The following is a 25,545-nucleotide window of genomic DNA, read 5'->3' on the forward strand; positions in this document are numbered from 1 at the left end:
ACCTTGTGTCACAACAACCGAGACAAACCTGCGACAGATCACCCGAGACACGACAGCCGACACCTTCGCGCAGGCGGAGACCCCGCAGGGCAGGCGGAACCGCAACGACATGGCCGACCGCCTGCTGCGCGAGGGCATGTCCGGGTACGCGGACGAGGTGCTGTGGAAGATGGTGGCCCGGCACAACGCAGGCCCCGTCTCCGAGCACGTGTCGCGGATGATGCACAACGCCCCGGCGGAAGGGGCCGCGGCGGCGTTGCGGGGCCGCGCGGAACGGCCCGACTACACCGAGTTGCTCGGCACGATCACCGTGCCGACCCTGGTCGTCGTCGGAAGTGACGATGAATACACCCCGGTGCCGGACGCGGAGTACATGCACGAGCGCGTCCCCGGTTCGGCACTGGTCGTGGTCGACGGTGCCGCCCACATGCCGAACCTGGAACGCCCCGAGGTGTTCAACAAAGCGGTGAGCGAACTCCTAGCGCAGGCCTGAGCCGATGCCGGTGAGCCCGCGGACCTCCATCTCCGACTGCTTGGCCGGGTCCGCGGGTTCCTTGCTGAGGATCGTGCCGAGGAACCCGGCCAGGAACGACAGCGGGATCGACACGATGCCGGGGTTGGACAGCGGGAAGTACGCGAAGTCGGCGTCGGGGAACACCGACGACTTCGACCCCGAGATGGCGGGGGAGAACACGATGAGCAGCACGCACGACGTGAGTCCGCCGTAGATGCTCCACAAAGTGCCGCGCGTGTTGAAACGCTTCCAGAACAGCGAGTAGAGCAACGTCGGCAGGTTCGCCGACGCGGCCAGCGCGAACGCGAGAGCGACCAGGAAGGCGACGTTCTGACCGTTCGCCGCGATACCGCCGGCAATCGCGAGCACACCGACGCACACCGCGGTGATCCTGGCGACCCTGACCTCGTCGCGCGGGTCGGCCTCACCGTGCTTGATGACGTTTGCGTAGACGTCGTGCGCGAAGGACGCGGACGCCGTCAGCGTCAGACCGGCGACCACGGCGAGGATCGTGGCGAACGCCACCGCGCAGACGATGCCGAGCAGCACCGTGCCGCCGACCTGGAACGCGAGCAGCGGCGCGGCCGAGTTCTCGCCGCCGGGAGCGCCGGTGATCTTGTCCGTGCCGACCAGGGCCATCGCGCCGAAACCGATGACCAGCGTGCACGAGTAGAAGATCGCCATCATCCACGTGGCCCACACGACCGACCTGCGCGCTTCACGCGCGTTCGGCACGGTGTAGAAGCGCATCAGCACGTGGGGGAGAGATGCGGTGCCCAGCACCAGGGCCAGGGCCAGCGACAGGAAGTCGAGCTTCGACAGGTCGCTCCCGCCGTACTTCACGCCCGGCGCCAGCACCGCCTCACCGAGCGGCGACTTCTGCGTCGCGCGGTCGAGCATCGCGGACATGTCGAAGCCGAACTTGCCGATCAGGAAGATGGTCAGCAACGTGACGGAGAGGATGAGCAGGACGGCCTTGATGATCTGCACCCACGTCGTGCCCTTCATGCCGCCGACCAGCACGTACAGCACCATCACGATGCCCACGACGGCGATGATGATCGCCTGGCCCACCTTGCTGTGCACGTCCAGCAGCAACGCCATCAGGCCGCCGGCGCCCGCCATCTGCGCGATCATGTAGAACAGCGAGATCACGAGCGTCGCGTTGGCCGCGGCGGCGCGGACCGGGCGCTGGCGCATGCGGAACGCCATGACGTCGCCCATCGTGTAGCGGCCGGTGTTGCGCAGCCGTTCCGCGATCAGCATCAGGCCGATCAGCCAGGCGACGACCCACCCGATCGAGTAGAGGAATCCGTCGTAGCCGTTCACCGCGATGGCACCGGAGATGCCCAGGAACGACGCCGCGGAGAGGAAGTCACCCGAGAGCGCGATGCCGTTCTGGGTGCCGGTGAAGCTGCTGCCCGCCGCGTAGTAATCCGAGGCGCTGACGTTCCGCGTCGACGCCCGGTACACGATGTACAGCGTCAGCAGAACGAAGATGCCGAAGACGGACAGGTTGATCGCGGTGTTCGCCCCGGTCACGCGAGCTCCTCATCGGTTTCCGCGAGTGCGCGGACCTTTTCGACCTGCGGGTCGAGCCTCTTCTTGGAGTAACGCGCGTACGCCATCGTGATGATGATGGTCGTCACGAACTGGAGGAATCCCATCGTGAGCCCGACGTTCACCGTTCCGAAGAGCGGCGTGCTCATGAAGTCGGCGGCGTAAGCGGAAAGCAATACGAACGTTACGTACCAAGCGAGGAACAGCAGTGTTGCGGGGAGAATAAAACGCGTCACGCGCCGCTTCAGCGCGAGGAAATCCTCACTCGTTTGGATGGCACCGAAATCAGGCTCACCGTCACCATCGATAAGCAATGAGTGATGACGCTCGTCAAAGGTCGCGAAACCGGGGGTGGCCGGGCGTGACACGGAGGGCAGCGCCTTCGTCATCAACCGCTCGCATTCGTTACGGGGAGTACCCGGCGACCGCCGTGGAGGCGGCTTCGGCCGGACCGGGGGTGGAGGGCGCAAGCGTAACCACGCGTGGCGGTGAGTCAATCCCCCGAACCCGCAGGACCACCCCATGAGGTGGGCTGTCACGGTGCGTGATCGGTTGGCCACGCCCCAGGTCGTTGTCGCGTCACGCTCTCTGGCCTACTATCCGCTAACACCCGATACGGCTGATCGGCGATATCGAGCTGCGGGTGACTCAAGTCGCGGGGATTCACCAGGCCAGGAGGTAGCCGATAGTGGGGCACTTCGAGCGCGCCTTGGGGATCATTTCGTGAATGTCGAGTGGAGAAAGATCAGCGACTGGCGCAACTGGCGCCTGCCGGTCAAGCTCGGCGTCGTGCTGCTGGTGCCGGTCGCCGTGGCGATCGGTGCGGGCACACTGCAGATCTCCGGTTACGTCGACCGGTCCAACAACTACGTGCAGATGCAGGGCCTGGTCCGGCTGCGGGCAGATCTCGCGCCATTGATCTCCAGCGTCCAGCAGGAACGCACGCTCGCCGCCCAGAGCGCGACGAGCGGTTCGGGCGTCGGCGCGTACCAGAACCAGATCAGCGCCACCGACAACGCCGCCGCGACCGTGCGCCGCCGCGTCGACCGCACCGATGGTCTGAGCGAGGTCGCCCGCAACCGCTTCACCGAGATGCGCAGCCAGCTCGACACGTTGAAGAGCGTGCGGGAGAAGGTCGTGCAGGGCGGCGACGGCGGCGACCCGAGCGGCGGCACCATCGGCTACACGAGCGTCGTGAAGTCGATGCTGGACTTCGAGCAGGCCCTCATCAGCCAGCTCGGTGACGAGGCCATCGCGGGTACGGCACTCGCGCTGCACAACATGGTCATCGCGCAGGAGCAGGTCTCCCTGCAGCACGCGATCGTCTTGGCCGGGATCGGCCGGACCAAGCTGCTCGGCGCCGAGGTGCGCTCGCTGGAGCAGTCCGACATCCGGCTGCAGGACCGCCTGGGCGACTTCCAGGCCATCGCCACGACCGAACAGCGCCGCGACTACGAGCAGACCGTCACCGGCATCGCCGTGGCGACCCGCAACACGCTCGTCGAACGCGCGCTCACCCAGCCCGACGGCGTTCCGGCGCCCACCACGCGGGCCGGTCAGCCGAAGCCGCCGCCGTCGTTCGGCATCGCGGTCGACGAGTGGAACACCGCGTCCAGCACGACCACGCGCCTGATGGAGAAGGTCACCCGCGCGCTGCAGGACGAGCTCGGCAACTCGGCAGCCGCGCTGCAGGACGACACGTCCAACAAGGCGGGCGCGGCCGCGGTCATCCTGCTCGCGATGCTGATCATCGCGGGTGCGCTCGGCTTCGTCATCGGCCGCTACCTGCTGCGCTCGCTGTCCGAACTGCGGCGCTCCGCGCTCGACGTGGCGCACCACCACCTGCCGGAGGTCGTCGCCGCGATCCGCGCCGACCGCAAGCCGGACACCGAGATCGAGCCGGTGCCCGTGCACACCACCGAGGAGTTCGGCCAGCTGGCGCGCGCGTTCGACGCCGTGCACGAGCAGGCCATCCGGTCCGCGGTCGAGCAGTCGACGCTGCGGTCGGGCATGAAGAACATCTTCGTCAACCTGTCGCGCCGCTCGCAGGGTCTCGTCGAACGCCAGCTCAAGCTCATGGAGGAGCTCGAGCGGCACGAGGAGAACCCCGAGCAGCTCGCCAACCTCTTCAAGCTCGACCACCTCGCGACGCGCATGCGCCGCAACAACGAGAACCTGATGGTGCTGTCCGGCACCGACGTCGCCCGCCGGTTCCACCAGCCGGTGCCGCTGGCCGACGTGCTGCGCGCGGCCGCGTCGGAGATCGAGCACTACCAGCGCGTCGTCGTGAAGTCGACGCCGTCGGTGGAGATCGTCGGCTACGCGGCCAGCGACCTCGTGCGCCTCGTCGCCGAGCTGCTGGACAACGCCACCGCGTTCTCCGCGCCCACCACCCAGGTCATGATCGGTTCGCGGATCGACCAGCAGGGTTCGGTGCTCGTCGAGGTCGCCGACCAGGGCATCGGCATGGGCCCCGCGGAGCTGACCGAGGCGAACGAGCGGCTTTCCTCTGGTACAGAGGACGATGTGCCGGTTTCGCGCCAGATGGGTCTTTTCGTCGTCGGTCGTCTCGCGGCCCGCCACGGCATCACCGTCCGCCTGCGCGCGCCGGGAGAGGGTCGTGAGGGTCTGCGCGCGTTCGTCCTCGTGCCGTCGGAGCTCGTCCGCTCGCACGAGATGCCGGCCGAGCCCGCCCAGCCGCGCCACGCCGCGCTGCCGCAGCCGAAGCAGGTCGCGGCGAAGCCGCACGTGGTCGTGAAGACCCCGAACCTGGCCCCGCCGCCCGCGCCGGCTCCGGTCGCTCCCGCCATCGACCACCCGCGCGAGTCGGCCGAGTGGACCTCGTTCCGCGGCGCCGCGATCGAGGAGCCGTTGCCACAGCGGCAGTCCCGCCCGGCGCCGAACGGGTCGCCGAACGAGACGCGGCCCACCCCTGTTGAGACGACGTCTTCCTGGTTCGCCGGGAGCGGCGTCTCGGACGAATCGATCAACGGTGATCATTCGTCGCCAGCCTCCCGACCCGGACCGTCACCCTCCGCAGCGGCTTCCTGGTTCGGCAAGAAGCCCGCGGGCGGGGTCTGGGAACAGCCGGGCGACCCCGCGACGGACGCCGGTGAGACAGACGCCGGCTTGCCGAAACGGGCTCCGCGCAAGAATCTGCTCCCCGACCTCGCGGCACGTCCCGAGGGCGGCACACGTCCGCCGGCACCGCCGAAGCGCGATCCGGAGCGAGCACGAGGCTTTCTCGCGAGCTACCAGACAGGCATCCGCCAGATGCCGCTGGGCAGCAACGGGAACGGAAACGGCCAGGGGAAGAACGGCCTGGGGAACGGGGAAAAGGCATGAGCACGCCTCAGTCGCGCCAAGTGGACCAGTTCGGCTGGCTCATCACGAACTTCACCGATCGCGTGCCCGGTGTCGCGCACGCGATCGTCATCTCGGTGGACGGGCTGCTGCTCACGAAGTCCGCCGGTCTGCCACCGGATCGCGCGGAGCAGCTGTCCGCCATCGCGTCGGGCGTCGCGGCGCTCACGATGAGCGCGTCACGATGCTTCGAAGGTGGCGGAGTGTTGCGCACCGTGATCGAGATGGACTACGGGATCATGCTCCTCATGTCCATTCGAGACGGATCTTGTCTGGCGGTTCTCGCCGCGCCCGACAGCGACGTCGGCCAAGTGGCCTACGAGATGACCGTGGTCGTCGACCAGGTGGGCCAGATCCTCACTCCCGAACTGCGAGCGCAGCTGCACAGCGTGAGGTGATCATGAGTTCGGCCGCTGACGCGCACCGACGACGCAGGCGGGCGGAAACGCCAGCCGAGCAGACGTTCGCCGACCTGATGAATGGGTTTTCCCTGGACTCAGGCCGAAAGCGAACGCGCTCCGCGTCCTCTGTGCCCGCGCGGGAAGCGACTCCGGTTGCAGAGCCGCAGGAAACACCGGTCTTCGAGACTGTGGTCCCGGAGCCGCCCGACGCCTCGATCGTGCGTGCATATGCCTGGACGGGCGGGCGCACACGGTCGAACATCAACCTCGAGATCGAGACACTTGTCTCCGCCAATGATCAGAGTCGGCAGTCTGCAGGTATCTTGCAGGCTGAGCACCAACACGTCGTCGAGTTGTGCCGCTCGCCGCGATCCGTCGCGGAGGTGGCCGCACTGATGCGGCTCCCGCTGGGAGTCGTCAAGGTGCTGCTCGGCGACATGGCGGAACGAGGTCTGGTGGACGTGCACCAGACCGCTTCCGCGGGCGGTGTGACGCCGGACCTCGGGTTGATGGAGAGAGTGCTGAGTGGACTACGTCGGCTCTAGATTTCCCGATTTCGGGCCCCCTGGGCCGCCTGGTCGGGAGCTGACTTCGGCCAAGGTCGTCGTCGCCGGTGGCTTCGGCGTCGGCAAGAGCACTTTCATCAGGTCGATCGTGGAGAACGATCTGCTGACCATGACAGCGCTCCCACCGGAACGCGCAGGTCTGGTCACCGAGCTGGTGCGCATCCAGTTCGGCCGCGTGTGGCTCGATCCGGGCCTCGCCCTGCACCTCTTCGTGGCCCCGCAGTGGCAGGACCCGCGCGCGGGCTGGAACGACGTGGTGCGCGGTGCCGTCGGCGCGGTGGTGCTGTTCGACGTGATGCGTCCCGCGGACTCCGTGGACGCCATGCGGTACTTCGAGGATCACAAGATCCCGTACGTGCTGGCGCTGAACAACGTGCACGCGTCTGTCCGGTCGGACGTGAAGGCCATCATCCGCGGGATGGGCATCGCTCCCGAGGTTCCCGTGGTGAACTGCGATCCGCGGGTGCGGTTGTCGGTGCGCGAGACCCTGATCTCGCTGGCGGAACACGCGAAGCTGGACCGCTGGCGGCGTCGCCCCGGACCCGACGAGACCACACCTCTCGCGCCTGTCTGCTGACTTGGAATCGCTCCACGTGGAGCGATTCCAAGCGGTAACTCCTTCCGGTTGTTTGGCCCCGAGAAAGTGGTGCCAGGGGTGTCGGCGCCATAGCGTCTCTGCTGATGGCCGTCGCTTCTGTGGCAGCCGTGGCGGCACGTGCAGCACTGAATCGTGGGCCGACCGGAATCAGAGTGCCAGGCAAGGGGTGACGCGATGACCACCGCGCGGCGTCTGGACGGCTACACCCTGGACGACTGGGAGAGCCTTGATCCCCAAGAGGGCCGTCGCATCGAGCTGGTCGGCGGGCGGTTCGTGGTGACTCCCACTCCTGCTGCCAAGCACCAGAGGGTCGGCGACAGGCTGGCGCGAATCCTCGACGATGCGGTTGCCGCGGAGGGTATGGAGGCTCTGACCGCCATTGGCGTCCGGGTCAGCAAGCACTTCGGCTACATCCCGGACGTGGTCGTGGCGACCGAGCGCGTCGAGACCGTGTCCGTCGACGTCGCGAACGTCGCACTGGTGGTGGAGATCGTCAGCCCGTCCACGAAGAAGAGCGACCGCCTGGAAAAGCCCGCAGCCCTGGCCGCCGCCGGTGTGCCCGCTTACTGGCGTGTTGAGCTCGACGGTGCAGACGACCCGACCATCTACTGCTACCGCCTGGACAACGGCACCTACACCGAAGTCGCCACGTTGATCTCGGGCAACGCGGGAGCTGTGGCCGTCACCGGCACCATCTCGGTGTCCTTCGATCCGGCGGATCTGCATCGCCCGCGTCGCTGAATTTCCAGCCGCCACACCGCACGTGCGCCGTAACCTTCCACCGAAACGGCGATGAGCGGAGGAATGGTTGAGCGGCTGGATCGGCAGAGCACGGGCGTTCGTCACCGACGACAACCTCGACCTCTACCTCCTCGCCCTGGTAGGCCTGGTCTTCACCGTCCTCGGCATCACCGGCCTGTCCGACGTCACGACGCTGGCCTCCGCCGTGCTGGCACTCCTCGCGATCCTCGCCTTCTCGCAGATCAAGTCGAGAAAGCTGACCCAGCGGATCAACGGGGCCCGCAGCGGTGCCGTCGCGCTGCGCGGTGAGTTCCCGCCGGACCTGATCGACCGCCGCGCGAGCGCCTCGGACATCCTCCTGATCGGTCTCACCATGACCAGGACCGTGCAGGGCATGCGCACGGACCTGCCCACGGTGCTGAAGACCGGCGGACGGGTGCGCGTGCTGGTGCTCGATCCCACCGACGAGCGCCTGATGGTGATCGCGGACCGGCACCGGGCGCACTCCCAGGGCGTCGAGCACCTGCGCGCCAGGATCCGGGCGACGCTGGACGACCTCACCTCGGTGCGGGAGCGGCACGGCGGCCGGCTGGAGATCCGGGTGCTGTCCACCATCCCGTCGGCGGGCTTCAACTGCCTGGACGTGCGCAAGCCGAACGGCGTCGTGTGCGTGCAGCACTACGAGTTCCACCCCGAGGGCGAAGCGGCTCCGATCATGGTGTTGTCGAAGGACGACGCTCCCTGGTACCAGCGTTTCGCCGCGGAGGCCGAGCGGCTGTGGGAGTCAGGCGCGGACTGGCCTGCGAAGGTCTAGCAGCTGCTGGGTGTGCAGGGGCACGTGACCTGACGCGAGCCCGTTGACGAGATCGGCGAGCGGGACGGGCTGGTCCAGCAGGAGTTCGTCGTTCGACATGAGGAACGACGGCACGAGCACCGCGGCGGCCTGCTCGGTGAGCCGGTCGGCGATGTCGCAGAGGATGGCGGCCTGGTCGCGGACGCGTGCGATGAGCGCGGTCCTGCCGGGGTGTTCGGCGATGATCCGGTCGAGGTTCCAGCGGTCGAGGCAGATCCGGTTGTCGAACGTGGGACGTGCACCGGACACCACCCCGAGCACGACGGCGGCCGTCGCGGCGTCGACGCTGAGCATGTGGGCCAGCACCTGGTCGGCGTTCCACCCGCCGTCGAGGGCTTCGCCGAGGTCGGGTGCCGCCGCCACTTCGAAGAACTTCTCGTAGGCGAGGCGAAGTGCGGTCGTGTCCATCGGTGCTTCCTTGTCGACGTGGGGAGTGATGCGCAACCGATGGTTGCACGTCTGGGTGATCACTTGCAACCTTCCGGTTGCACAAGCATTGACAAGATCGCTACGATGACTTCAGTGTTGACCGAAAGAAACGCCCCTGGAGAAAGGGCACCGTCATGAGCCTGGGCAGGGAAACCCGGCTGTCCGCCTGGATCGAACGGTTCGCGGCCCACTTCGCCGAGGAGGGCATCCCGCTGATCGGCGGCCGCATCCTCGGCTACCTCCTGGTCTGCCAGCCGGTGGAGCGCACCGCCGCCGAGCTCTCCCAGGAGCTGGAGGCGAGCAGCGGGTCGATCAGCACGAACCTGAAGTACCTCGTCAACGTCGGCCTGGTGACCAAGCGGACCCGGCGCGGCAGGCAGGCCGCGGAGTACCGGATCAACGAGAAGGCCTGGTCGGAGTTCGTGCAGCGCAAGCTCAACGCGATCGCGAGCGTCCAGACGCTGACCGACGACGGCATGCGGCTGCTCAGCGGTGACCCGGAGCGCGCGATGCGGCTGCGGACCGTCGACCACCTCTACGGTTGGCTCTCAGCGGAACTTCCGGCTTTGTGGGAGCGCAGGCCCGCCGCACCCAAGTAGCTTGGGATGCATGTGGCACCCGTTTCGCGACGACATCGAGTACTACGAGGAGCGGGCCAGAGGGCTGCTCGCCTCGGCGTGGGACGGTGTGCCCGGTGCGCTCGAGGTCTTCGACGACGTGCCGCTGACCGACGAGGGCGCGCACACCGTTCTCGCCCAGGCGCACGGGTGTGCGGACTGGAAGGCGTTCAGGGCCCACATCCGCAAGCCGCGCCCGTTCGCCCGCGCCTACCAGGCCATCGAGCTGCAACACCCCGATGAGCTGAAGGCGATCATCACGCGCGACCCGTGGCTGGTGAAAGCCAGTGGTACCAACGGGAACGACCTGCTCGGGCTGTCCGCGGCCAAGTGCGACGAGCGCCTCGTCAGGGTGCTGCTCGACGACGGCGCGGACGTCAACCACCAGAACGTCCACGGCTGGACGGCGTTGCACCAGGCGGCCTACAAGGATCTCCCGCAGCTGGCCCAGCTGCTGCTCGACCGCGGCGCGCGCACCGACCTCGAAGCCCGCGGCGAGGGCGGCACCCCGCTCACCATCGCGTTGTTCTGGGGCAACAGGCAAACCGCGGAACTGCTGACACAGCACGGAGTTCACCCGCCGAACCTGCGCACGGCGGCGGGCCTCGGCAACCTCGACCTCGCCACCGAACCGGAGGCGAAGCGCGGCTATTACCGCCCGCACAGCGGTTTTCCGCGCTGGTGGCCGACGAACGACCCGCAGGAAGTCCTCGACGAGGCGTTGTCGTGGGCCGCCCGCAACGACCGCGCCGAGGTGTTCGGCGATCTGCTCAAGCGCGGCGCCAGGATCGACGCGGACGTCTACCGCGGCACGGCGCTGGCGTGGGCGGCGTGGCGCGGCCTGGAGAACGCGACCCGCGCGCTGCTGGACCTGGGCGCGAACCCCAACCAGCGCACGGGTTTCGGCGGCCCGATGCACGGCGAGGGCGTCACGGCGCTGCACCTCGCTGCCGAACGCGGCCACCTGCCGATCATCCGGATGCTGCTCGACGCGGGCGCCGACAGGTCCATCAGGGACGTGAACTTCGAGGCGACGCCCGCGAACTGGGCCGGGCACAACGACCAGCGGGAGGCTCAGGCCTTGCTCAGCGCCTGATCGCCGGAAGCGGGCAGCTCGACCTCGTGCGTGCGCTCGCGCGACGACGTCCACAACGCCGCCGTGGCAACGACGACCGCGCCGGCGCCGAGCACGTGGAGCGACACGAGCACCTCGGGGACACCCGTCCAGTACTGGACCATGCCGAGCGCGCCCTGAGCGAGGACGACGCCGACGAGCGTCCAGTAGGTGCGGGTCCGCGTGAAGAACCCGACCGCGATCAGCAGGCCGAGGAACAGGAACAGCAGGTCCGCGTGGATCTGCGCGAGCGTCGCGACCTCGATATCCAGGCGCGGCGTCGAGGCGTCACCGGCGTGTGGCCCGGCGGCCGTCACCCAGGTGCCCGCGAGCAGCAGCGCGCCGAGCACGGCGGCCATTACCACCTGGAGCTTCATCAGCGGGGCCGGCACGAGCAGCCGGGCGGGGCCGTCGCCCTCGGACAGCGAACGGACGAGCAGCACGGCGAGCCACACCAGGACCATCGAGATCATGAAATGGATCGACACGGTGTACCAGGCCAGTCCGGCCAGCACCGTGATGCCGCCGACGACCGCCTGCAGCGCAACGCCACCGAGCTGGATGAGCGCGAGCGTCAGCACCCTCTTGCGGCGCGGCAGGTGGAACCAGGCCGCCAGCACGCAGAGACCCGCGATGACGCCGACGACACCCGTCAGCGTGCGGTTGCCGAACTCGACCCACTGGTGCAGGGCGGCGACCTCGGGGTGCTGCACCGGCACGACGCTGCCCTCGACGCACTGGGGCCACGTCGGGCAGCCCAGTCCGGAGCCGGTCACGCGGACGATCGAGCCGGTCACCGCGATTCCTGCCTGCGCGATGACGACGGCAATCGCGAGCGCGCGCTGCCAGGAAACGAGGAGGGCGGTCAGCTTCGACACGCCTTGATGGTAGGTGTGGTCAGGTGAGCTTCGTCGTCCGGGTGGCCAGTGCCCCGGCCACAACTCCCCAGGCCACGAGCACTGCGACGGGGCCCACACCCGGTGCAGTGCCGTACACCACAGAGGTTTCCAGGGCCTGCGCGAGAGCGGCCGACGGCAGCAGGTGCACGAAGCCGACCGGCACCGACAACGCCACACCGCCGACCATCAGCAGCACGAACCACACGATGTTCGCGAGCGCCAGCACGATCTCGGCTCGCAGCGCGCCACCCAGCAGCACGCCCAGCGCACCGAACGACAACGTGCCCAGGATGATCAGCAGGATCACCCACGGCAGGCCGGACAGCGGGAAACGCCACCCGAGGATCAACGCGGTGATGCCGAGCAGCAGGATCTGGATCGCCACCACGGCCAGCGCGCCGCTCACCCGCCCGGCCACGAGCAACCACCGCGGCAACGCCGAAGCCGCCAGCCGCTTCAGCACGCCGTAGCGCCGGTCGAACCCGAGCGCGATGGCCTGCCCGGTGAACGCCGACGAGATGATCGCGAGCGCGAAGATCCGGGCGGTGGCCGAGCCCACGCGCGGCTCCGGCATCGGGATCACCGTCATCAGGCTGAGAGCGACGAGGAGCGCCAGCGGGATGATGACGGTGAGCAGGATCTGCTCGCCGTTGCGCAACGTCAGCAACGCTTCCGTGCGGGCGTGCACGAACAGCATCTTCGGCAGCGACCCGCGGCCGGGCGCGGGCTTGAACGTGCCGGGAGCGAAGGTGGTCACGAACGCAGCTCCCTGCCGGTCAGCTCCAGGAAAACGTCTTCGAGGCTGCGCTTGGCCACCGTCAGCTCCTCGGCCAGCACACCCTGCTGCGCGCACCACGACGTGACGGTCGACACGACCTGCGGGTCGATCAGCCCCTCCACGACGTACGCGCCCCGCGTCGCCTCGCGCACCTTCAGCCCCTCCGGCAGTGCGGCGGACAGCAACGACGTGTCGAGCCCCGGCCGGGCGCGGAACCGCAGCTGCTGGTCGTCCGCGCGGTTCGCGGTGAGCTCGGAGGGCGAGCCCTGCGCCACGACGCGACCCTGATCGATGATCACGACGTCGTCGGCCAGCGCCTCGGCCTCGTCCATGAGGTGCGTCGTCAGCAGCACGGACACGCCGTCGTCCTTCAACGCGCCCACGAGGTCCCACACCAGCCGGCGCGCCTGCGGGTCCATGCCCGCGGTCGGCTCGTCGAGGAACACGAGCTCGGGGCGTCCGATCAACGCGCACGCGAGCGACAACCGCTGCTGCTGGCCGCCGGAGAGCCTCTTGTAGGGAGTGCGGACGGCACCGGAGAGCCCGAGCACCTCGATCAGCCACTTCGGATCGAGCGGGTTCGCCGCGCACGCCGCCACGAGGTTCAGCATCTCCTCGGCGCGAATGCCGGGATATCCGCCACCGCCCTGCGGCATCACGCCGATGCGCGGCCGCAACGACTCGTCGGCCGGAGAGAGGCCGAGCACGCGCACGGTGCCGTCGTCGGCCGAGCGGAAGCCCTCGCAGATCTCGACCGTCGTCGTCTTGCCCGCGCCGTTGGGCCCGAGGAGGGCCAGCACGGTGCCGGGCTGCTGGACGAGGTCGAGGCCGTCGACGGCGGTCTTCGAGCCGTACCTCTTGACCAGCCCCGACACTTCCACCGCAGGCTGGGGATTCGGGCTCACGAACGGCAAGCCTAGGCGGTCCCGCCCGCCTGGGAACGCGGGGGCCTTGCGTTCCCCAGAAGGAAACGCAAGGCCCCCGCGTTTCCTGAAGCACGGCTGAAGAGGGTGGGGCTGGCCCTACCCCCAGGAGTCAGGGACACCTCAGGGTTTGCTCGGGGGAGTTCCCCATTGGTTGATCAACGCCGTCGCAAGAGACTTTTGACGTGCTCGAAACGGGGGCGAACAGACGAGGACTGGTGGTCGGGGGACTGGTGTTGTCACTGGTTCCGATTTTTTACCTGCATGTCGTGTCGGCAGGGCAGCTGAACCCGATCACGGATGTGATCAGCGACTACGTGTTCGTTCACAACGGCACGGGCTGGCTGGCGGCGACGTCGCTTTGTCTCGCCGCCGTTTCGATGTTGCTCGCCGTCAACCTGCGAGGTGTAGGCAGGTCAGCGCAGTGGCTGATCGGCATCTGGTCGGCAGGCCTGACCGTGTCGACGATCTTCCCGACCGATCCGACGGGGGCGCCGACGTCCATGTCGGGCTACATCCACCGGTACGCCGGCGCGGTGATGTTCGTGGCGTTGCCGGCGGCCGGAGTGCTCATCGCCCGCAAATTTCCGGCTCTGCTCGGTATCGCAATAACGGCCAGCGTGTCGAGTGCGGCATTTCTGGTCAGTCACGTTTCGTTCGCCGGATTCGAGGCGCGCGGCCTGACCGAACGCGTTTTGTTCGCATCCCTTTACGGACTTCTCTTCGCCATAGCGGCCCTACAGGTGAGGCGCACGACATGACCCTGCTCGCCATTGCGCTCGCCGTGCTCGGCGCCGTGTGCTTCGCGCTCGCGGCCCGCCTGCAGCACGACGCGGTCGCCGAGACCGGGGCACGGGTCGGCGTCCTGCGCCAGCCGCGGTGGCTCGGCGGGCTCGCCCTGCTCATCGCCGGTGCCGGGGTGCACGCGGTCGCGCTCGGCATGGCGCCGCTCACCGTCGTCCAGCCGATCGGCGTGCTCGCGATCGGGATGACCGCGTTGCTGGACCGCCGTTTCCGCGAGCTGCCGGCGATCCTCATCACAACCGTGGGCGTCGGTGCGTTCGTGTTCCTCGCGTCCGGCAGTGCCACCGCCACTCAGGTCGCGCCTGATGCCGAACTCACGGCCGGTTTCGTGGTCCTCGGCGCGATCGCGGTGCCTGGAGTGATCGCCGCGCTCACGACGAACGCCCGCATCAGGGCCGTGGCGTTCGCATCGGCCGGTGGTGTCGCGTACGGGTACGTCTCCGTGCTCATGCGCGCCGTCTCGCAGTCGGTGCAGCAAGGCGGGTTCGGGCTCTCGCACGTCGCGTCCGTGCTCGGCATCGCCCTCTCGCTCGCCGTCGGTGGCTGGCTGGTCCAGCACGCCTACGCCGGCGGGCCCCCTCATCTCGCCGTCGCCTGCCTGACCGTGGTGGATCCGCTGGTCGCGGTCGGCATCGGCGCCTTCCTGCTCGGCGAGGCCGCGCACCTGTCCCCGTGGACCGGTGCCGCGCTGATCGCCTGCGCGCTCGCCGCAGCCAGCGGTGTGTTCGCCCTCGCTCGTCAACCACAACTCGTGCCGAACACTCGATCGGAGCTTCCCGTGAACACCTCCAGCGCGCTGCGCGTCGTCATCGCCGCCGACACGTTCCCGCCGGACGTCAACGGAGCCGCGCGGTTCGCCCAGCGCCTCGCCATCGGCCTCGCGTCCCGCGGACACGACGTCCACGTCATCGCCCCGGACTCGCCCAGGGCCACCGAGATCGACGGCGTGACCGTGCACCGGCTCCGATCGCACCGGCTGCCGTTCTACCCCGACTTCCGGTTCTGCCTGCCGTGGCAGGCGTCGAAGGAGGCCGACGAGCTGATCAAGTCGCTCAAGCCGGACGTCGTGCACGTCCAAGCACACTTCGTGGTGGGCCGGTTCGTCCTGAACTCCGCCGTCGCCCAGGGCATTCCGACGCTCGCCACGAACCACTTCATGCCGGAGAACCTGTTCAGCCACGCGCACGTGCCCGCGTTCCTGCAGGGCCTGTCCCGCAAGTGGGCCTACCGCGACCTGGCGCGGGTGTTCGGCCGGGCCGACATCGTCACCGCGCCGACGCCGCGTGCCGTGCAGTTGTTGCACGACAGCGGTTTCCCCGAGCGCGCGGTGCCGGTGTCGTGCGGCATCGACATCTCCCGCTACCAGCGTTCCGTGACCCGCAACGACCGCCCGACCGCGTTGTTCGTCGGCCGGCTGGACGAGGAGAAGCGCGTCGACGAGTTCCTGCGCGCCCTGGCCCGCGTGCCCGGCGCGTACGGCGAGATCGTCGGCGACGGCACGTGCCGCGCCGAGTGGGAGCTGCTGGCCCGCGACCTGGAGATCACGGACCGCGTGAAGTTCCACGGCTTCGTGTCCGAGGACGACCTGCTCGACGCGTACGCCCGCTGCGACCTCTTCGTCATGCCGGGTGTCGCCGAGCTGCAGAGCCTCGCCACGATGGAGGCGATGGCCGCGGGCAAGCCGGTGATCGCCGCGAACGCCATGGCACTGCCGCACCTCGTGCACACCGGCCGCAACGGCTGGCTGTTCGAGCCCGGTGACGTGAACCAGCTGGCGCAGCGCCTGCACACGCTGGTCCACGACGCGCCGATGCGGGCCCGCATCGGCGCCGCCAGCAGCGAGATCATCTCGCACCACGCGCTGGCGGCGACCCTGGAGCGCTTCGAGGCCCTCTACGCGCGGGCGATGGGCCGCCCGGCGCCGGTCATCGCGCTGGCGGCCTGAGCTTCTGCTCGATCCGTTGCGCCACCACCAGTCCGGTGGGGGAGAGGGTGAGCTTCGAGGGGGGCTCACCCTCTCCCCTGATGAGGAACCGGTAGAGCGAGGCGTGACCTTCCAGCCGTTCGCGCAACGTCTCCGCGATGTCGCAGCCGTCCGGGTAGATCGCCGGAATCGCCTCACCGACGAGCTGCCTGCGGATCCTGCGGCGTTCCGCCCGCGGCACGTACCAGGACGTGATCAGCAGCAGCGTCAGGCCGAACGCCAGCGCCGTGCCGATCACCGCCTGCCAGCCCCACCCGCTCGGCCCGATGATCAGCAGGACGTCGGCGATCGCGAGGTAGCCGATGCCGTAGACGGCGGCCCAGCCCGCCGTCGCCGCGGCAGGCGGCTCCGCTCGTTCGGTGCCCCAGACACCTTCGACCCGGCGCCAGCGCTGCAACGACTTGCCGCCGCTCAGCGCCATCCAGATCCCGAACGCTCCACAGAGGACGGACGTCGGGATCACGAGCCAGGGCTTGGTGTGCAGCTCGAACTGCCAGATGCCCCAGACCAGCCCTGCCGCCACCAGCGCGATCAGGGCCTGCTTCCACCGGCGCCTGATGATGTCGATCGGCTTGAAGTCGGCCAGCACCGCCAGCGGTGTGCGGATCGGCGCCGGGAGCGAGCCCAGCACGAGCAGCGCGGTGACCACCACCGCCACGCCCGCCACGGTGACCGTGCCGGTCGTGATCTGCGCCCGGTCGTCCGGCAGCCGGTCGACGGCTATGGCCGCCAACGGGATCACGGGTGACAGCAGCACCAGCCCGTGCAGCATGGTGCCGCTTCTCAGTGCCGCGTAACCGAAAGCGGCGAGAAGACTGGCCGCACCGATCGCCGCGCCCGGCCCCGCCGCCCACGTGGGCAGCAACCCGAACAACGCCATCACGACCAGCGCGCCACCGACCGCGAGCCCGAGCAACCCCAGGAACTGCGCCAGGTTGCCGCCTCTGGTGAGCCCGGTGATCGTCCAGTACGGAAGCAGCGCCGCGCCCCGCAGCGTGCGGGTGATCGGCCGGACCGCCCGCAGCCCCGCCCGTTCGGAGTCGGCGACCGTGACCGCGACGGCAGCAGCCGTCGCGGCCGTGCGGATCATCTGGTCCGACGCGGCTTCCTGCGTCAGCGGCTCGCGGCCGATCCCGGCGCGGTCGAACGCGGTGAGCGCCGCCATGCCCAGCGTGACCGTGTGCTCCTGCGGGTATTCCAGGCGCCGCAGCAGGTCCGCGTGTTCTTCCAGGAAGAGTTCGCCGCGTGAGCGCTTGTCCGCGCCGTCGCCCCGGTCGGCGATGATCGCGGCCCTCAGCCGGGGGAGCTCCTCGCAGATGATCCGCCAGTGCAGACCCCACGCGGCCAGTTCGGCGAGCTTCATCGACGACGGCGACAGCTCGTGCTCCGCCTCGTAGATGCCCTGCAGCTCCTTCTTGGCCTCCTCGGCGCACACCGCCACCTGCATCGGCAGCTCGGGCCCGAACATCGCCTTGATCACCGTGTCGACGACGGCCGCCGCGCGCTGCTCCGCCGTGCGCTGGTCGCCCTCCGGCCGCCCGAGCATGTCCATGCGACGCAGCCGGCGCGGGTCGAACAGCACCCGGCACAGCATCGTGGCGCCGTCGAGCCGGCCCCAGATCCAGTCGTTGACCCGCCACGACCGCTTGAGGAACCCGGAGAACCGCGACAGCGACGCCCCGCCAGCCTTGTCGTCGGCCGTGATCGACTGCTGGGCGAACGCGTTGCGCGTCTGCAGCGACACCTGGACCAGCTCGACCGGCGTGTCCAGGCCCGTCGACGCGTCGTCGGACAGGCAGGTGCCCGCGATCTCCAGGGCCAGCAAGCGACTCAGCCAGCGTTCACCGTCGCTCAGCCCGGCTTCGGAGTCCGTGGCCTCGGAGTTGAGCAGCGCGTGCCAGCAGCCGAGCCCGCCCAGCCCGAGCCTGCGCTCGTCGAGGCCGTTCATCACCTGCTGGGCCGCGCCGACGATCCGGCCGATCTCGGCGACCTGCGCCTTGACCTCCAGCCCGAGATGCCCGTCGATCATGTGCTCGTGGTAGCTCGCGAGCCGCCCGGTCCAGTACTCCTCGCCGAGTGAGTCCGACGGCTCCCACGCGAACAGCTCGGTGCGCAACCGGCGCAGCTCCGCCCGAACCTGGTGCAGCTCACGCCGCGTCGTGGCGATCTCGTCGGCCTGCCCGTCCGGCGCCACCCACACGATCCGCTTGAGCAGGTCGAGCGCCGACGCGCCGAGCCGCTCGGCCATCGTGATGCCCCACTCCCAGCCCAGGTCCTCACGGCACACCGTGCTCGGCAGCTTCACCCCCGGCACGTACGGCAGCACGCCGTGCTTCTTCTTCCACTTGCGCTGAGCCGTCTCCGCCGCCCTGCGCGCCCGTTCGAACGACCAGTTGGCCGGATTCCCCTTGGGCAACGCGAACTGCTGCGCGGCGAGCTGCCGCGCCGCGAGCCGGATCTCGACGTCCTCGTAGTGCCCGAAGAGCTTGTCCGCCAACGAGTACACCTCGTCGACGACGTTCTCCCCACCGGCGTGCAACCGCTCCAGCAACGCCATCCGACCACCGCGACTGCTCGCGGCCCGCCGGTTGTGCTCCTCGATCTTCTCGACGTACGTCCGCCCGGCCTGGCTCGACATGGCGCTCAACAACTTGGCCCCGGAACTGACCGTGGTCATCGCCTTGTCGATCGTGTCCGCCACGGGCTCCGACCCGAGCGGCTCTGCGTGCGGGAACACCAGCAACATCACCCGCCGCACCGGCCCGTCCGCGGGCATCCGGTCGATGGCCTCGAGCGCCTCCTTGGTCGGCGTGTTGACCAGCACCCCGCCGTCCACCGCGAACCTGCTCCGGTCACCACCGTTGGCCCAGCTCGCCACATCCGCCATGTCCGGCCGGTCGGGCGTGGCCTGCCCACCGACGGGGATGAAGCTGGGCTCGAACGCGAACGGGAAGCTCGCGGAACTCCGCGCAGCCAGCGCCAGCTGGAGCACGCGATCGTTGAGCGTGTCGGCGGCGAAGTCGTCCCGCGTCTCCTCCGCCACCCAGTCGTAGGGATCGCGCCGGAACGAGAACGACCCCTGGTGCACCGACTGCGTCAGCGGCTGCCCCAGATCGTCGTAGGTGACGGTCGGCACGCCCCCGAGCAGCGTGGTGGTGATCCTGAGGTCGATCGGCCGCTCGTGAGGCTCGGTGGGCTCGAAGTCCGTCGTGAGCCTGGCCAGCGCCTCCTGGAGCCTCGGCAGGAAGAACTCGTCCCCCTTGAGCAAGCTCGCCGGCTCACCCCGGAACGGCGTCCTGAGCAGCTGCTCCATCCGCCCTTGCTCGGCCCACAGATCCCGCAGTCTGCTCAAGTCGGCCTGCTTGTTGACCTGCGACAACGCCAACGCGGCCCCGTTGATGCCCCCAGCCGACGTGCCGGCGATGACATCGGCCCGCGCAGTGCAGCCCACGAGGTCGAGCAACGGCTGATACGTCGTTCCGGCCCTGGTCAGCCGGTCCAGCTCCAGCACGACGCCGCCCATCCAGACGGCGAGGCTCACGCCACCGTTGAGCACGACGGCGAAGCGGACCTCTTCCCGCGACATGGGTTGCTCGGTCATGCCGCACCACCCCCTCCGGCTTCGATCTTCCCCCTAGTGAGTACTCGTCCGCCGAAGGGATGTGGTTACTGACCCGGTTGCACCAGTGGTGGCGTCGTCCGGTCTGGTGGTGCGGGTGACGAGCCGGGTCATTTCATCGTCGCTTCGCGACGATTGCGATTGGGGCTTGACTTCGGGGCCCTTGCGAGGCGCAGGTCGGCCTTCAAAAGCCGGGCAGGGCAGCACCTCACACCCAAAGTCAAGCTCCAATCGCGAGTGCGTGTGGTTGCGTTAGGCGGTCGGATTCCGGGAATTACCGCTTCCCAGTTCACTCGATGGTGTTCATTTTCGACCGTAATATTCTCGTGATCTTGCGGTAGGGTCGAACACGTGAGCGACCCCCGGCTTTCCCTCCTCTCCACTGACGAGCTACTGCGCAGCATCGTCGGCAAGGTGACGGAAATCCGGGCCCGCGAATATGCAGTGATGCAGGACATCGCCGAGCTGAATCGGCGCGGAGCCGCCGCCGAGCTGGGGTACAAAACTCTGCCGCAGGTGTTGCGGCACGCCCTCCGCTGGGACAACCAGACCGCCAAGCGCTGGGTTGATCAGGCCGTCCTGCTCAGCAGTGAGATCACCCCGACCGGCAGCGAAATCACCCCAGCCCTTCCGGTGACCGCCGCGGCGGCGGCCGAGGGCGCGTTGTCGCTCGATCACGTCGCCGCGGTCGCGGAGGCGATGAAGAACCTGCCCGCCGAGGTCGAGAACCTGGTCGTGGAGTGTGCCCGCGACCACGAGCCCGCCGCGGTGCGCGCCTTCGGCAAAGACCTGGCCTACGGCCTCTACCAGAACGACCCCGAACCCCGCGACCCCGAACCCGCGCCCGAAGGCAACCGGCTCACCCTGCGCCAGAACAAGACCGGGGACTGGAAGCTCGCGGCAACCCTGGACGCCCTCACCGGCGCCAAGTTCGCGACGCTGCTCGACCCGCTGGCCAAGCCCCGCCCGGCCACCGAGGAAGGCCCGGACCCGCGCTCGCTCGACGAACGCCAGGGCGACGCCCTGGCCGAACTGATCGACCTGATGCTGCGCGCGGATCAGCTGCCCGAGCACGGCGGCGAGCCGGTCACGCTCACCCTGACCATGGCTTATCAGGATCTGGCCGAGCAGGTCGGTCACGCGGTGCTGGACAACGGCGAGCGCGTCCCCGCTGACCAGGTCCGTCAGCTCGCTTGCACCGCGGGGATCATCCCGATGGTGATGGGCGGCCGGTCGCAGCCGCTCGATGTGGGTCGCCGGTCGCGGCTGTTCACCGCCGGCATCCGCCGCGCCCTGGTCGCCCGTGACCACGGCTGCGCGTTCCCCGGCTGCCACCGGCCGCCCAAGCACTGCGATGCCCACCACATCCACCACTGGGCCGACGGCGGCGACACCCGCATCGACAACGGCGTCCTGCTCTGCCGCCACCACCACACCCTGATCCACCGCAGCGGCTGGGAAGTCACGATCGAGCAGGGCGCGCCGGTCTTCTACCCGCCCGCCTGGCTCGACCCGCTGCGAAAACCCAGACGCAACCTGCTCCACACCGCCGCCTGACCCCGACCAGGGGAACGCGAGCGGCCCACCACGCCAACCGCCACGGCCGTGCAGCTTGACCACGGCCGTGGCACAGCCATGCCCACGATCCGGCCAGGCCCGGCTATACGACACCAACCGCAAAGCCCCGGCCGCCACGCATCTCCAACGGCAAAGCTCCCGCTACCGCGCATTGTCAACGGTAAAGCCGAGGTGCACCCCGGAAACCGCGAAGGCGAAGCCGAGCCGGACAGCACCCGATGCACGCCCGTCCAAGCGGTAATTTCCGGAACCCGACCACCAAAACGCAACCACGTACGAAAGAGATTGGGGCTTGCTGCTTTACCTGCCCGGCTTTTGAAGACCGATCTGCGCCTCGCAAGGGCCCCGAAGTCAAGCCCCAATCGCAATCGTCGCGAAGCGGCGATGAAATGACCCAGCACGTCCATGCGCCGACGAAACGACTCAGGCCGGATCAGACTTCAGAAACGGCCCAACCCGCTTCCGAGCGATCAACACACAAACCGCAAACGTGATGACCGCCCCGGCAACGGCCTGCGGCACCGTGTAAGCCCGCCCGTCGAACGCCGACCCGGTAGGCGGCAAAATCACGGCGATCACAGCCGACGTCACCATCGCGAACGTACGGAACTTGGGCCCGACCACCGCAGTGGCCAGCGGAAGCGCCGCCCACAACACGTACCAGGGCTGCAACACGGGCCCGAGCACCAGGATCGCCCCGAGCGCCGCCCCCAGCCCGTTCATGGCCTTGATCCGCCCCTTGAAGCTGCGCCACAGCAAAATCACCGTGATCACGACCGACACGCCCTGCCCCAGCAGCCGGGTCAGCGAGATCATCGCCTCGGTGTGGTTGCCGAGGCCCAGCATGATCCCGGTTCCCGCCCCGAGGAACCCGAGCGCGGTCGGCGGCGACATCCACGACTTCACGGTCGACGCGACGTTCAGGGTCTCGATCCACCCGAACCCGAACCCGGTGCCCAGGCAGATCGCCACCACACCGACCCCGGCGATGACGGCCATCACCCCGGCCACCAGTACCAGGTGTTTGACCTGGCCGCCGAGTTTGCGCGCCACCAGAACGCCCAGGAACCCGAGCGCGGCCATCGCGGGGATCTTCACCATCGCGCCGCACACGATGATCGCGGAGCCCAGGGTGATCCACGACCACCGCAGCGGTTCCAGCCCGCGCATCGCGAGCTCGAGCCCGACCAGCATCAGGCCGAGCGCCAGGCCGTCGTTGTGCACGCCGATGACGATGTGGAACAGCACCAGCGGGTTCAGCGCGCCCAGCCACAGCGCGCCCACCGGTGGCACGCCGAAGCGGGCGGCCAGGCGGGGCAGCGCCCACACGATCATCGCCAGGCCGCACAGCACCAGCAGCCGGTGCACGAACACGCCGGACACGACGTGGTCGCCGGTGATCATCGCGGTGACCCGGCCGAACGCCAGGAACAGCGGGCCGTACGGGGCCGGCGTCTCGCGCCAGATGTTCGGCACACCGCGCGTGAGGATGTGGTCGACGCCCAGCGCGTTGGCCGGGCCCAGGACGTACGGGTCGAGGCCGCGCGCCGCGATCTCGCTCTGCGCCAGGTACGAGTACACGTCGCGGGAGAACATCGGCACGCAGAAGACCAGCGGCACGGTCCACATCAGCAGCGTGCGGTCCATCTGGCTGCGCGAGACCAGGCGCGCGCGGCCGGGACGCACGAACCGGCCCAGCGCCAGCCAGGCCGAGACGATCATGAAGATGCCGGTCCAGACGACCCCCATCGCGACTGAGGGCATCCTCGAGAAAAGCCCGAGAACAGGCACGCCGTAGAGCGGCGAGTAGATCGGTGCGGCACCGCCGCCGAGTGATCCGACGGTCAGCAACAAGGCGCCGATGGTGCCCCAGCGGCGGACGATGTCCAGCTGACGACGCTCTCGACCGTTCAAGAGGTCGCTCTCCGGAGTCACTGCTCCGCCGGAAGTGGGCATGCGAGCAGGGTATCCAGCCACGTTCAGCCGTGAGTCAGGTCACCCTGTGACCGCGATCTTTGCGACCTCAGGCTAAATACGCAACACTGGTGTTGTGAAAAACGCCGAGACCCACCTTGACGCCGTGCAACAGCACGACGGCAAGACTCGGCGCGCTGTCGCCAGGCTCCTGTTGGAGCAGGGTCCGGTCACCGCGGCAGCTGTTGCCGAGGAACTGGGCATCAGCCCCACGGCCGTGCGCCGTCACATCGACGCACTGCTCGCGGACGGCGAGGCGATCACGAGGGACGCTCCGCGCCAGACCCAACGCGGTCGTGGCCGTCCCGCGAAGCTCTTCCTGTTGACGGATGCCGGACGCGCCCGGTTCGGCCACGCCTACGACGACCTGGCGGTCGCCGCGATCAGGTTCCTCGCGCAGACAGGTGGCGAGGAAGCGGTCAAGGCGTTCGCGCAGAGTCGCGTCGACGCGCTCGTGGACCGGCACCGTTCGGCGATCGTGGCCCAGGCCACACCCGCTGAACGGGCCAAGGCCCTTGCGGCCGCGTTGACCAGGGAGGGCTACGCTGCGTCGGCACGTCACGTAGGCGTGGGCGAGCAGTTGTGCCAGCACCACTGCCCGGTTGCCCACGTGGCGGCTGAGTTCCCCCAGCTGTGCGAGACCGAGACGGAAGCTTTCGCGAACCTCCTCGGTTCTCATGTTCAGCGCCTCGCGACGATCGCCCGCGGCCACGCCGTGTGCACGACGCACATCCCGAACACCTCACGGATCCCAGATGATGGAGGGGAGCCCGCATGACTGCCGCTGCCGAGCAGCGCACGCCCACCACGGTGCAGTCTCCGCTCACGCAGGAAGAGACCATCGCGTCTCTCGGCAACTACGAGTTCGGCTGGGCCGACTCGGACACTGCCGGCGCGAGCGCCCGCCGAGGCCTCAACGAGGACGTCGTCCGCGACATCTCGGCGAAGAAGGACGAGCCCGAGTGGATGCTCGAGTACCGGTTGAAGGCGCTGAAGCTCTTCGACCTCAAGCCGATGCCGAACTGGGGCGCCGACCTCTCTGGGATCGACTTCGACTCGATCAAGTACTTCGTGCGTTCGACCGAGAAGCAGGCCACCAGCTGGGAGGACCTGCCGGAGGACATCAAGAACACCTACGACCGCCTGGGCATCCCGGAGGCCGAGAAGCAGCGCCTCGTCGCCGGTGTCGCCGCCCAGTACGAGTCGGAGGTCGTCTACCACAAGATCCGCGAGGACCTCGAGGAGCAGGGCGTCATCTTCCTCGACACCGACTCGGGTCTGCGGGAGCACCCGGAGCTGTTCAAGGAGTACTTCGGCTCCGTCATCCCCGCCGGTGACAACAAGTTCTCCGCGCTGAACTCCGCGGTGTGGTCCGGCGGCTCGTTCATCTACGTGCCGAAGGGCGTGCACGTCGAGATCCCGCTGCAGGCCTACTTCCGGATCAACACCGAGAACATGGGCCAGTTCGAGCGCACGCTGATCATCGTCGACGAGGGTGCCTACGTGCACTACGTCGAGGGCTGCACCGCACCGATCTACTCGTCCGACTCGCTGCACTCGGCCGTCGTCGAGATCATCGTGAAGAAGGGCGGCCGCTGCCGCTACACGACGATCCAGAACTGGTCGAACAACGTCTACAACCTGGTCACCAAGCGCGCCAAGGCCGAAGAGGGCGCGACCATGGAGTGGATCGACGGCAACATCGGTTCCAAGGTGACCATGAAGTACCCGGCCGTCTTCCTGATGGGCGAGCACGCCAAGGGCGAGGTCCTCTCGATCGCGTTCGCGGGCGAGGGCCAGCACCAGGACGCCGGCGCGAAGATGGTCCACCTGGCGCCGCACACCTCCTCGACCATCGTGTCGAAGTCGGTGGCGCGCGGCGGTGGCCGCACGTCGTACCGCGGCCTGGTCCAGGTCAACAAGCGGGCGCACCACTCGAAGTCGACGGTGAAGTGCGACGCGCTGCTGGTCGACACCATCAGCCGGTCGGACACCTACCCGTACGTCGACGTCCGCGAGGACGACGTCGCGATGGGCCACGAGGCCACGGTCTCGAAGGTCTCCGAGGACCAGCTGTTCTACCTGATGTCGCGCGGCCTCAACGAGGACGAGGCCATGGCGATGATCGTGCGCGGGTTCGTCGAGCCCATCGCGCGCGAGCTCCCCATGGAGTACGCCCTCGAACTGAACCGCCTGATCGAACTGCAGATGGAAGGGGCCGTCGGCTGAC

General features: G+C 68.7%; 22 protein-coding genes. 14 read left to right on the top strand and 8 right to left on the bottom strand.

Features of this window, described 5'->3' with window-relative positions:
• The coding region (locus tag IEZ09_RS39890) for an alpha/beta fold hydrolase (RefSeq protein WP_189259044.1) at positions 1-493 on the top strand (493 nt) is incomplete at its 5' end.
• Here IEZ09_RS39890 and IEZ09_RS39895 read toward each other — a convergent pair.
• Both IEZ09_RS39895 and IEZ09_RS39900 read right to left on the bottom strand, forming a co-directional pair.
• Positions 479-2,056 (bottom strand): monocarboxylic acid transporter, encoded by a 1,578-nt coding sequence (locus IEZ09_RS39895; RefSeq protein ID WP_189259045.1) that lies wholly within the window; start codon positions 2,054-2,056, stop codon positions 479-481. The genes IEZ09_RS39890 and IEZ09_RS39895 overlap by 15 nt on opposite strands.
• Entirely contained in the window at positions 2,053-2,463 is a 411-nt protein-coding gene (locus IEZ09_RS39900) for a DUF485 domain-containing protein (protein WP_189259046.1), read from the bottom strand. Before IEZ09_RS39900 ends, IEZ09_RS39895 begins: the two co-directional genes overlap by 4 nt.
• A gap of 334 nt (positions 2,464-2,797) precedes the next feature.
• Here IEZ09_RS39900 and IEZ09_RS39905 point away from each other — a divergent pair, with 334 nt between their 5' ends.
• The 6 genes from IEZ09_RS39905 to IEZ09_RS39930 all read left to right on the top strand — a co-directional run bounded on the left by IEZ09_RS39905 (position 2,798) and on the right by IEZ09_RS39930 (position 8,557).
• Positions 2,798-5,419 carry a sensor histidine kinase gene (locus IEZ09_RS39905; protein WP_229813365.1) on the top strand — a complete coding sequence of 874 codons (2,622 nt, stop codon included), beginning with the start codon at positions 2,798-2,800 and terminating at the stop codon, positions 5,417-5,419.
• A complete protein-coding gene (locus IEZ09_RS39910) occupies positions 5,416-5,835 on the top strand; it encodes a roadblock/LC7 domain-containing protein (protein WP_189259048.1) in 420 nt (139 codons plus the stop codon). The genes IEZ09_RS39905 and IEZ09_RS39910 overlap by 4 nt, the downstream gene beginning before the upstream one ends.
• A gap of 77 nt (positions 5,836-5,912) precedes the next feature.
• Positions 5,913-6,383 carry a DUF742 domain-containing protein gene (locus IEZ09_RS39915; RefSeq protein ID WP_229813370.1) on the top strand — a complete coding sequence of 157 codons (471 nt, stop codon included), beginning with the start codon at positions 5,913-5,915 and terminating at the stop codon, positions 6,381-6,383.
• Entirely contained in the window at positions 6,364-6,981 is a 618-nt protein-coding gene (locus IEZ09_RS39920; protein WP_189259050.1) for an ATP-binding protein, read from the top strand. Before IEZ09_RS39915 ends, IEZ09_RS39920 begins: the two co-directional genes overlap by 20 nt.
• 195 nt (positions 6,982-7,176) lie before the next feature.
• Entirely contained in the window at positions 7,177-7,743 is a 567-nt protein-coding gene (locus IEZ09_RS39925; protein WP_189259051.1) for a Uma2 family endonuclease, read from the top strand.
• A gap of 67 nt (positions 7,744-7,810) precedes the next feature.
• A complete protein-coding gene (locus tag IEZ09_RS39930; RefSeq protein ID WP_189259052.1) occupies positions 7,811-8,557 on the top strand; it encodes a DUF5919 domain-containing protein in 747 nt (248 codons plus the stop codon).
• On the opposite strand, the gene IEZ09_RS39935 is transcribed toward IEZ09_RS39930, so the two are convergent.
• Positions 8,528-9,067 (bottom strand): hypothetical protein, encoded by a 540-nt coding sequence (locus tag IEZ09_RS39935; RefSeq protein WP_189259053.1) that lies wholly within the window; start codon positions 9,065-9,067, stop codon positions 8,528-8,530. The genes IEZ09_RS39930 and IEZ09_RS39935 overlap by 30 nt on opposite strands.
• 92 nt (positions 9,068-9,159) lie before the next feature.
• Here IEZ09_RS39935 and IEZ09_RS39940 point away from each other — a divergent pair, with 92 nt between their 5' ends.
• Both IEZ09_RS39940 and IEZ09_RS39945 read left to right on the top strand, forming a co-directional pair.
• Positions 9,160-9,624, top strand: a complete 465-nt coding sequence (locus tag IEZ09_RS39940) for a GbsR/MarR family transcriptional regulator (protein WP_189259054.1) — start codon at positions 9,160-9,162, stop codon at positions 9,622-9,624.
• Positions 9,625-9,634: 10 nt separating this feature from the next.
• Positions 9,635-10,738: an ankyrin repeat domain-containing protein gene (locus tag IEZ09_RS39945; protein WP_189259055.1), complete on the top strand. Its 1,104-nt coding sequence runs from the start codon at positions 9,635-9,637 to the stop codon at positions 10,736-10,738.
• On the opposite strand, the gene IEZ09_RS39950 is transcribed toward IEZ09_RS39945, so the two are convergent.
• From IEZ09_RS39950 to IEZ09_RS39960, 3 genes are read right to left on the bottom strand one after another with little or no spacing between them, the layout of a single operon-like run.
• The gene (locus IEZ09_RS39950) at positions 10,717-11,634 is read right to left on the bottom strand and encodes a COX15/CtaA family protein (RefSeq protein WP_189259056.1); all 918 of its coding nucleotides are present in this window, start codon (positions 11,632-11,634) and stop codon (positions 10,717-10,719) included. The genes IEZ09_RS39945 and IEZ09_RS39950 overlap by 22 nt on opposite strands.
• A 19-nt stretch (positions 11,635-11,653) precedes the next feature.
• The gene (locus IEZ09_RS39955) at positions 11,654-12,412 is read right to left on the bottom strand and encodes an ABC transporter permease (RefSeq protein WP_370467789.1); all 759 of its coding nucleotides are present in this window, start codon (positions 12,410-12,412) and stop codon (positions 11,654-11,656) included.
• Positions 12,409-13,338, bottom strand: coding sequence for an ABC transporter ATP-binding protein (locus IEZ09_RS39960; protein ID WP_229813366.1), 930 nt, complete (start codon positions 13,336-13,338; stop codon positions 12,409-12,411). The genes IEZ09_RS39955 and IEZ09_RS39960 overlap by 4 nt, the downstream gene beginning before the upstream one ends.
• 203 nt (positions 13,339-13,541) lie before the next feature.
• On the opposite strand from IEZ09_RS39960, the gene IEZ09_RS39965 reads away from it, so the two are divergent.
• Complete coding sequence (locus tag IEZ09_RS39965; RefSeq protein ID WP_189259057.1) at positions 13,542-14,117, top strand: DUF998 domain-containing protein; 576 nt, start codon at positions 13,542-13,544, stop codon at positions 14,115-14,117.
• Positions 14,114-16,105, top strand: a complete 1,992-nt coding sequence (locus IEZ09_RS39970; RefSeq protein WP_189259058.1) for a glycosyltransferase — start codon at positions 14,114-14,116, stop codon at positions 16,103-16,105. Before IEZ09_RS39965 ends, IEZ09_RS39970 begins: the two co-directional genes overlap by 4 nt.
• On the opposite strand, the gene IEZ09_RS39975 is transcribed toward IEZ09_RS39970, so the two are convergent.
• Complete coding sequence (locus IEZ09_RS39975) at positions 16,086-19,745, bottom strand: patatin-like protein (RefSeq protein ID WP_189259059.1); 3,660 nt, start codon at positions 19,743-19,745, stop codon at positions 16,086-16,088. The two genes, IEZ09_RS39970 and IEZ09_RS39975, sit on opposite strands and share 20 nt — an antisense overlap.
• Positions 19,746-20,114: 369 nt before the next feature.
• On the opposite strand from IEZ09_RS39975, the gene IEZ09_RS39980 reads away from it, so the two are divergent.
• Positions 20,115-21,320, top strand: a complete 1,206-nt coding sequence (locus IEZ09_RS39980; RefSeq protein WP_189259060.1) for an HNH endonuclease signature motif containing protein — start codon at positions 20,115-20,117, stop codon at positions 21,318-21,320.
• A gap of 444 nt (positions 21,321-21,764) precedes the next feature.
• Here IEZ09_RS39980 and mptB read toward each other — a convergent pair whose 3' ends face one another.
• Positions 21,765-23,297, bottom strand: coding sequence for a polyprenol phosphomannose-dependent alpha 1,6 mannosyltransferase MptB (gene mptB / locus IEZ09_RS39985; RefSeq protein WP_189259061.1), 1,533 nt, complete (start codon positions 23,295-23,297; stop codon positions 21,765-21,767).
• Between the two features lie 124 nt (positions 23,298-23,421).
• Between mptB and IEZ09_RS39990 the strand changes: the two genes are divergently transcribed.
• Both IEZ09_RS39990 and sufB read left to right on the top strand, forming a co-directional pair.
• Positions 23,422-24,093, top strand: a complete 672-nt coding sequence (locus IEZ09_RS39990) for a helix-turn-helix transcriptional regulator (RefSeq protein WP_229813367.1) — start codon at positions 23,422-23,424, stop codon at positions 24,091-24,093.
• Positions 24,090-25,544 carry a Fe-S cluster assembly protein SufB gene (gene sufB / locus IEZ09_RS39995; RefSeq protein WP_189259062.1) on the top strand — a complete coding sequence of 485 codons (1,455 nt, stop codon included), beginning with the start codon at positions 24,090-24,092 and terminating at the stop codon, positions 25,542-25,544. The genes IEZ09_RS39990 and sufB overlap by 4 nt, the downstream gene beginning before the upstream one ends.
• Position 25,545: the final 1 nt, after the last annotated feature.

It is taken from the genome of Lentzea flava (genome assembly GCF_014648475.1).
In the GTDB taxonomy this organism is placed as follows: domain Bacteria; phylum Actinomycetota; class Actinomycetes; order Mycobacteriales; family Pseudonocardiaceae; genus Lentzea; species Lentzea flava.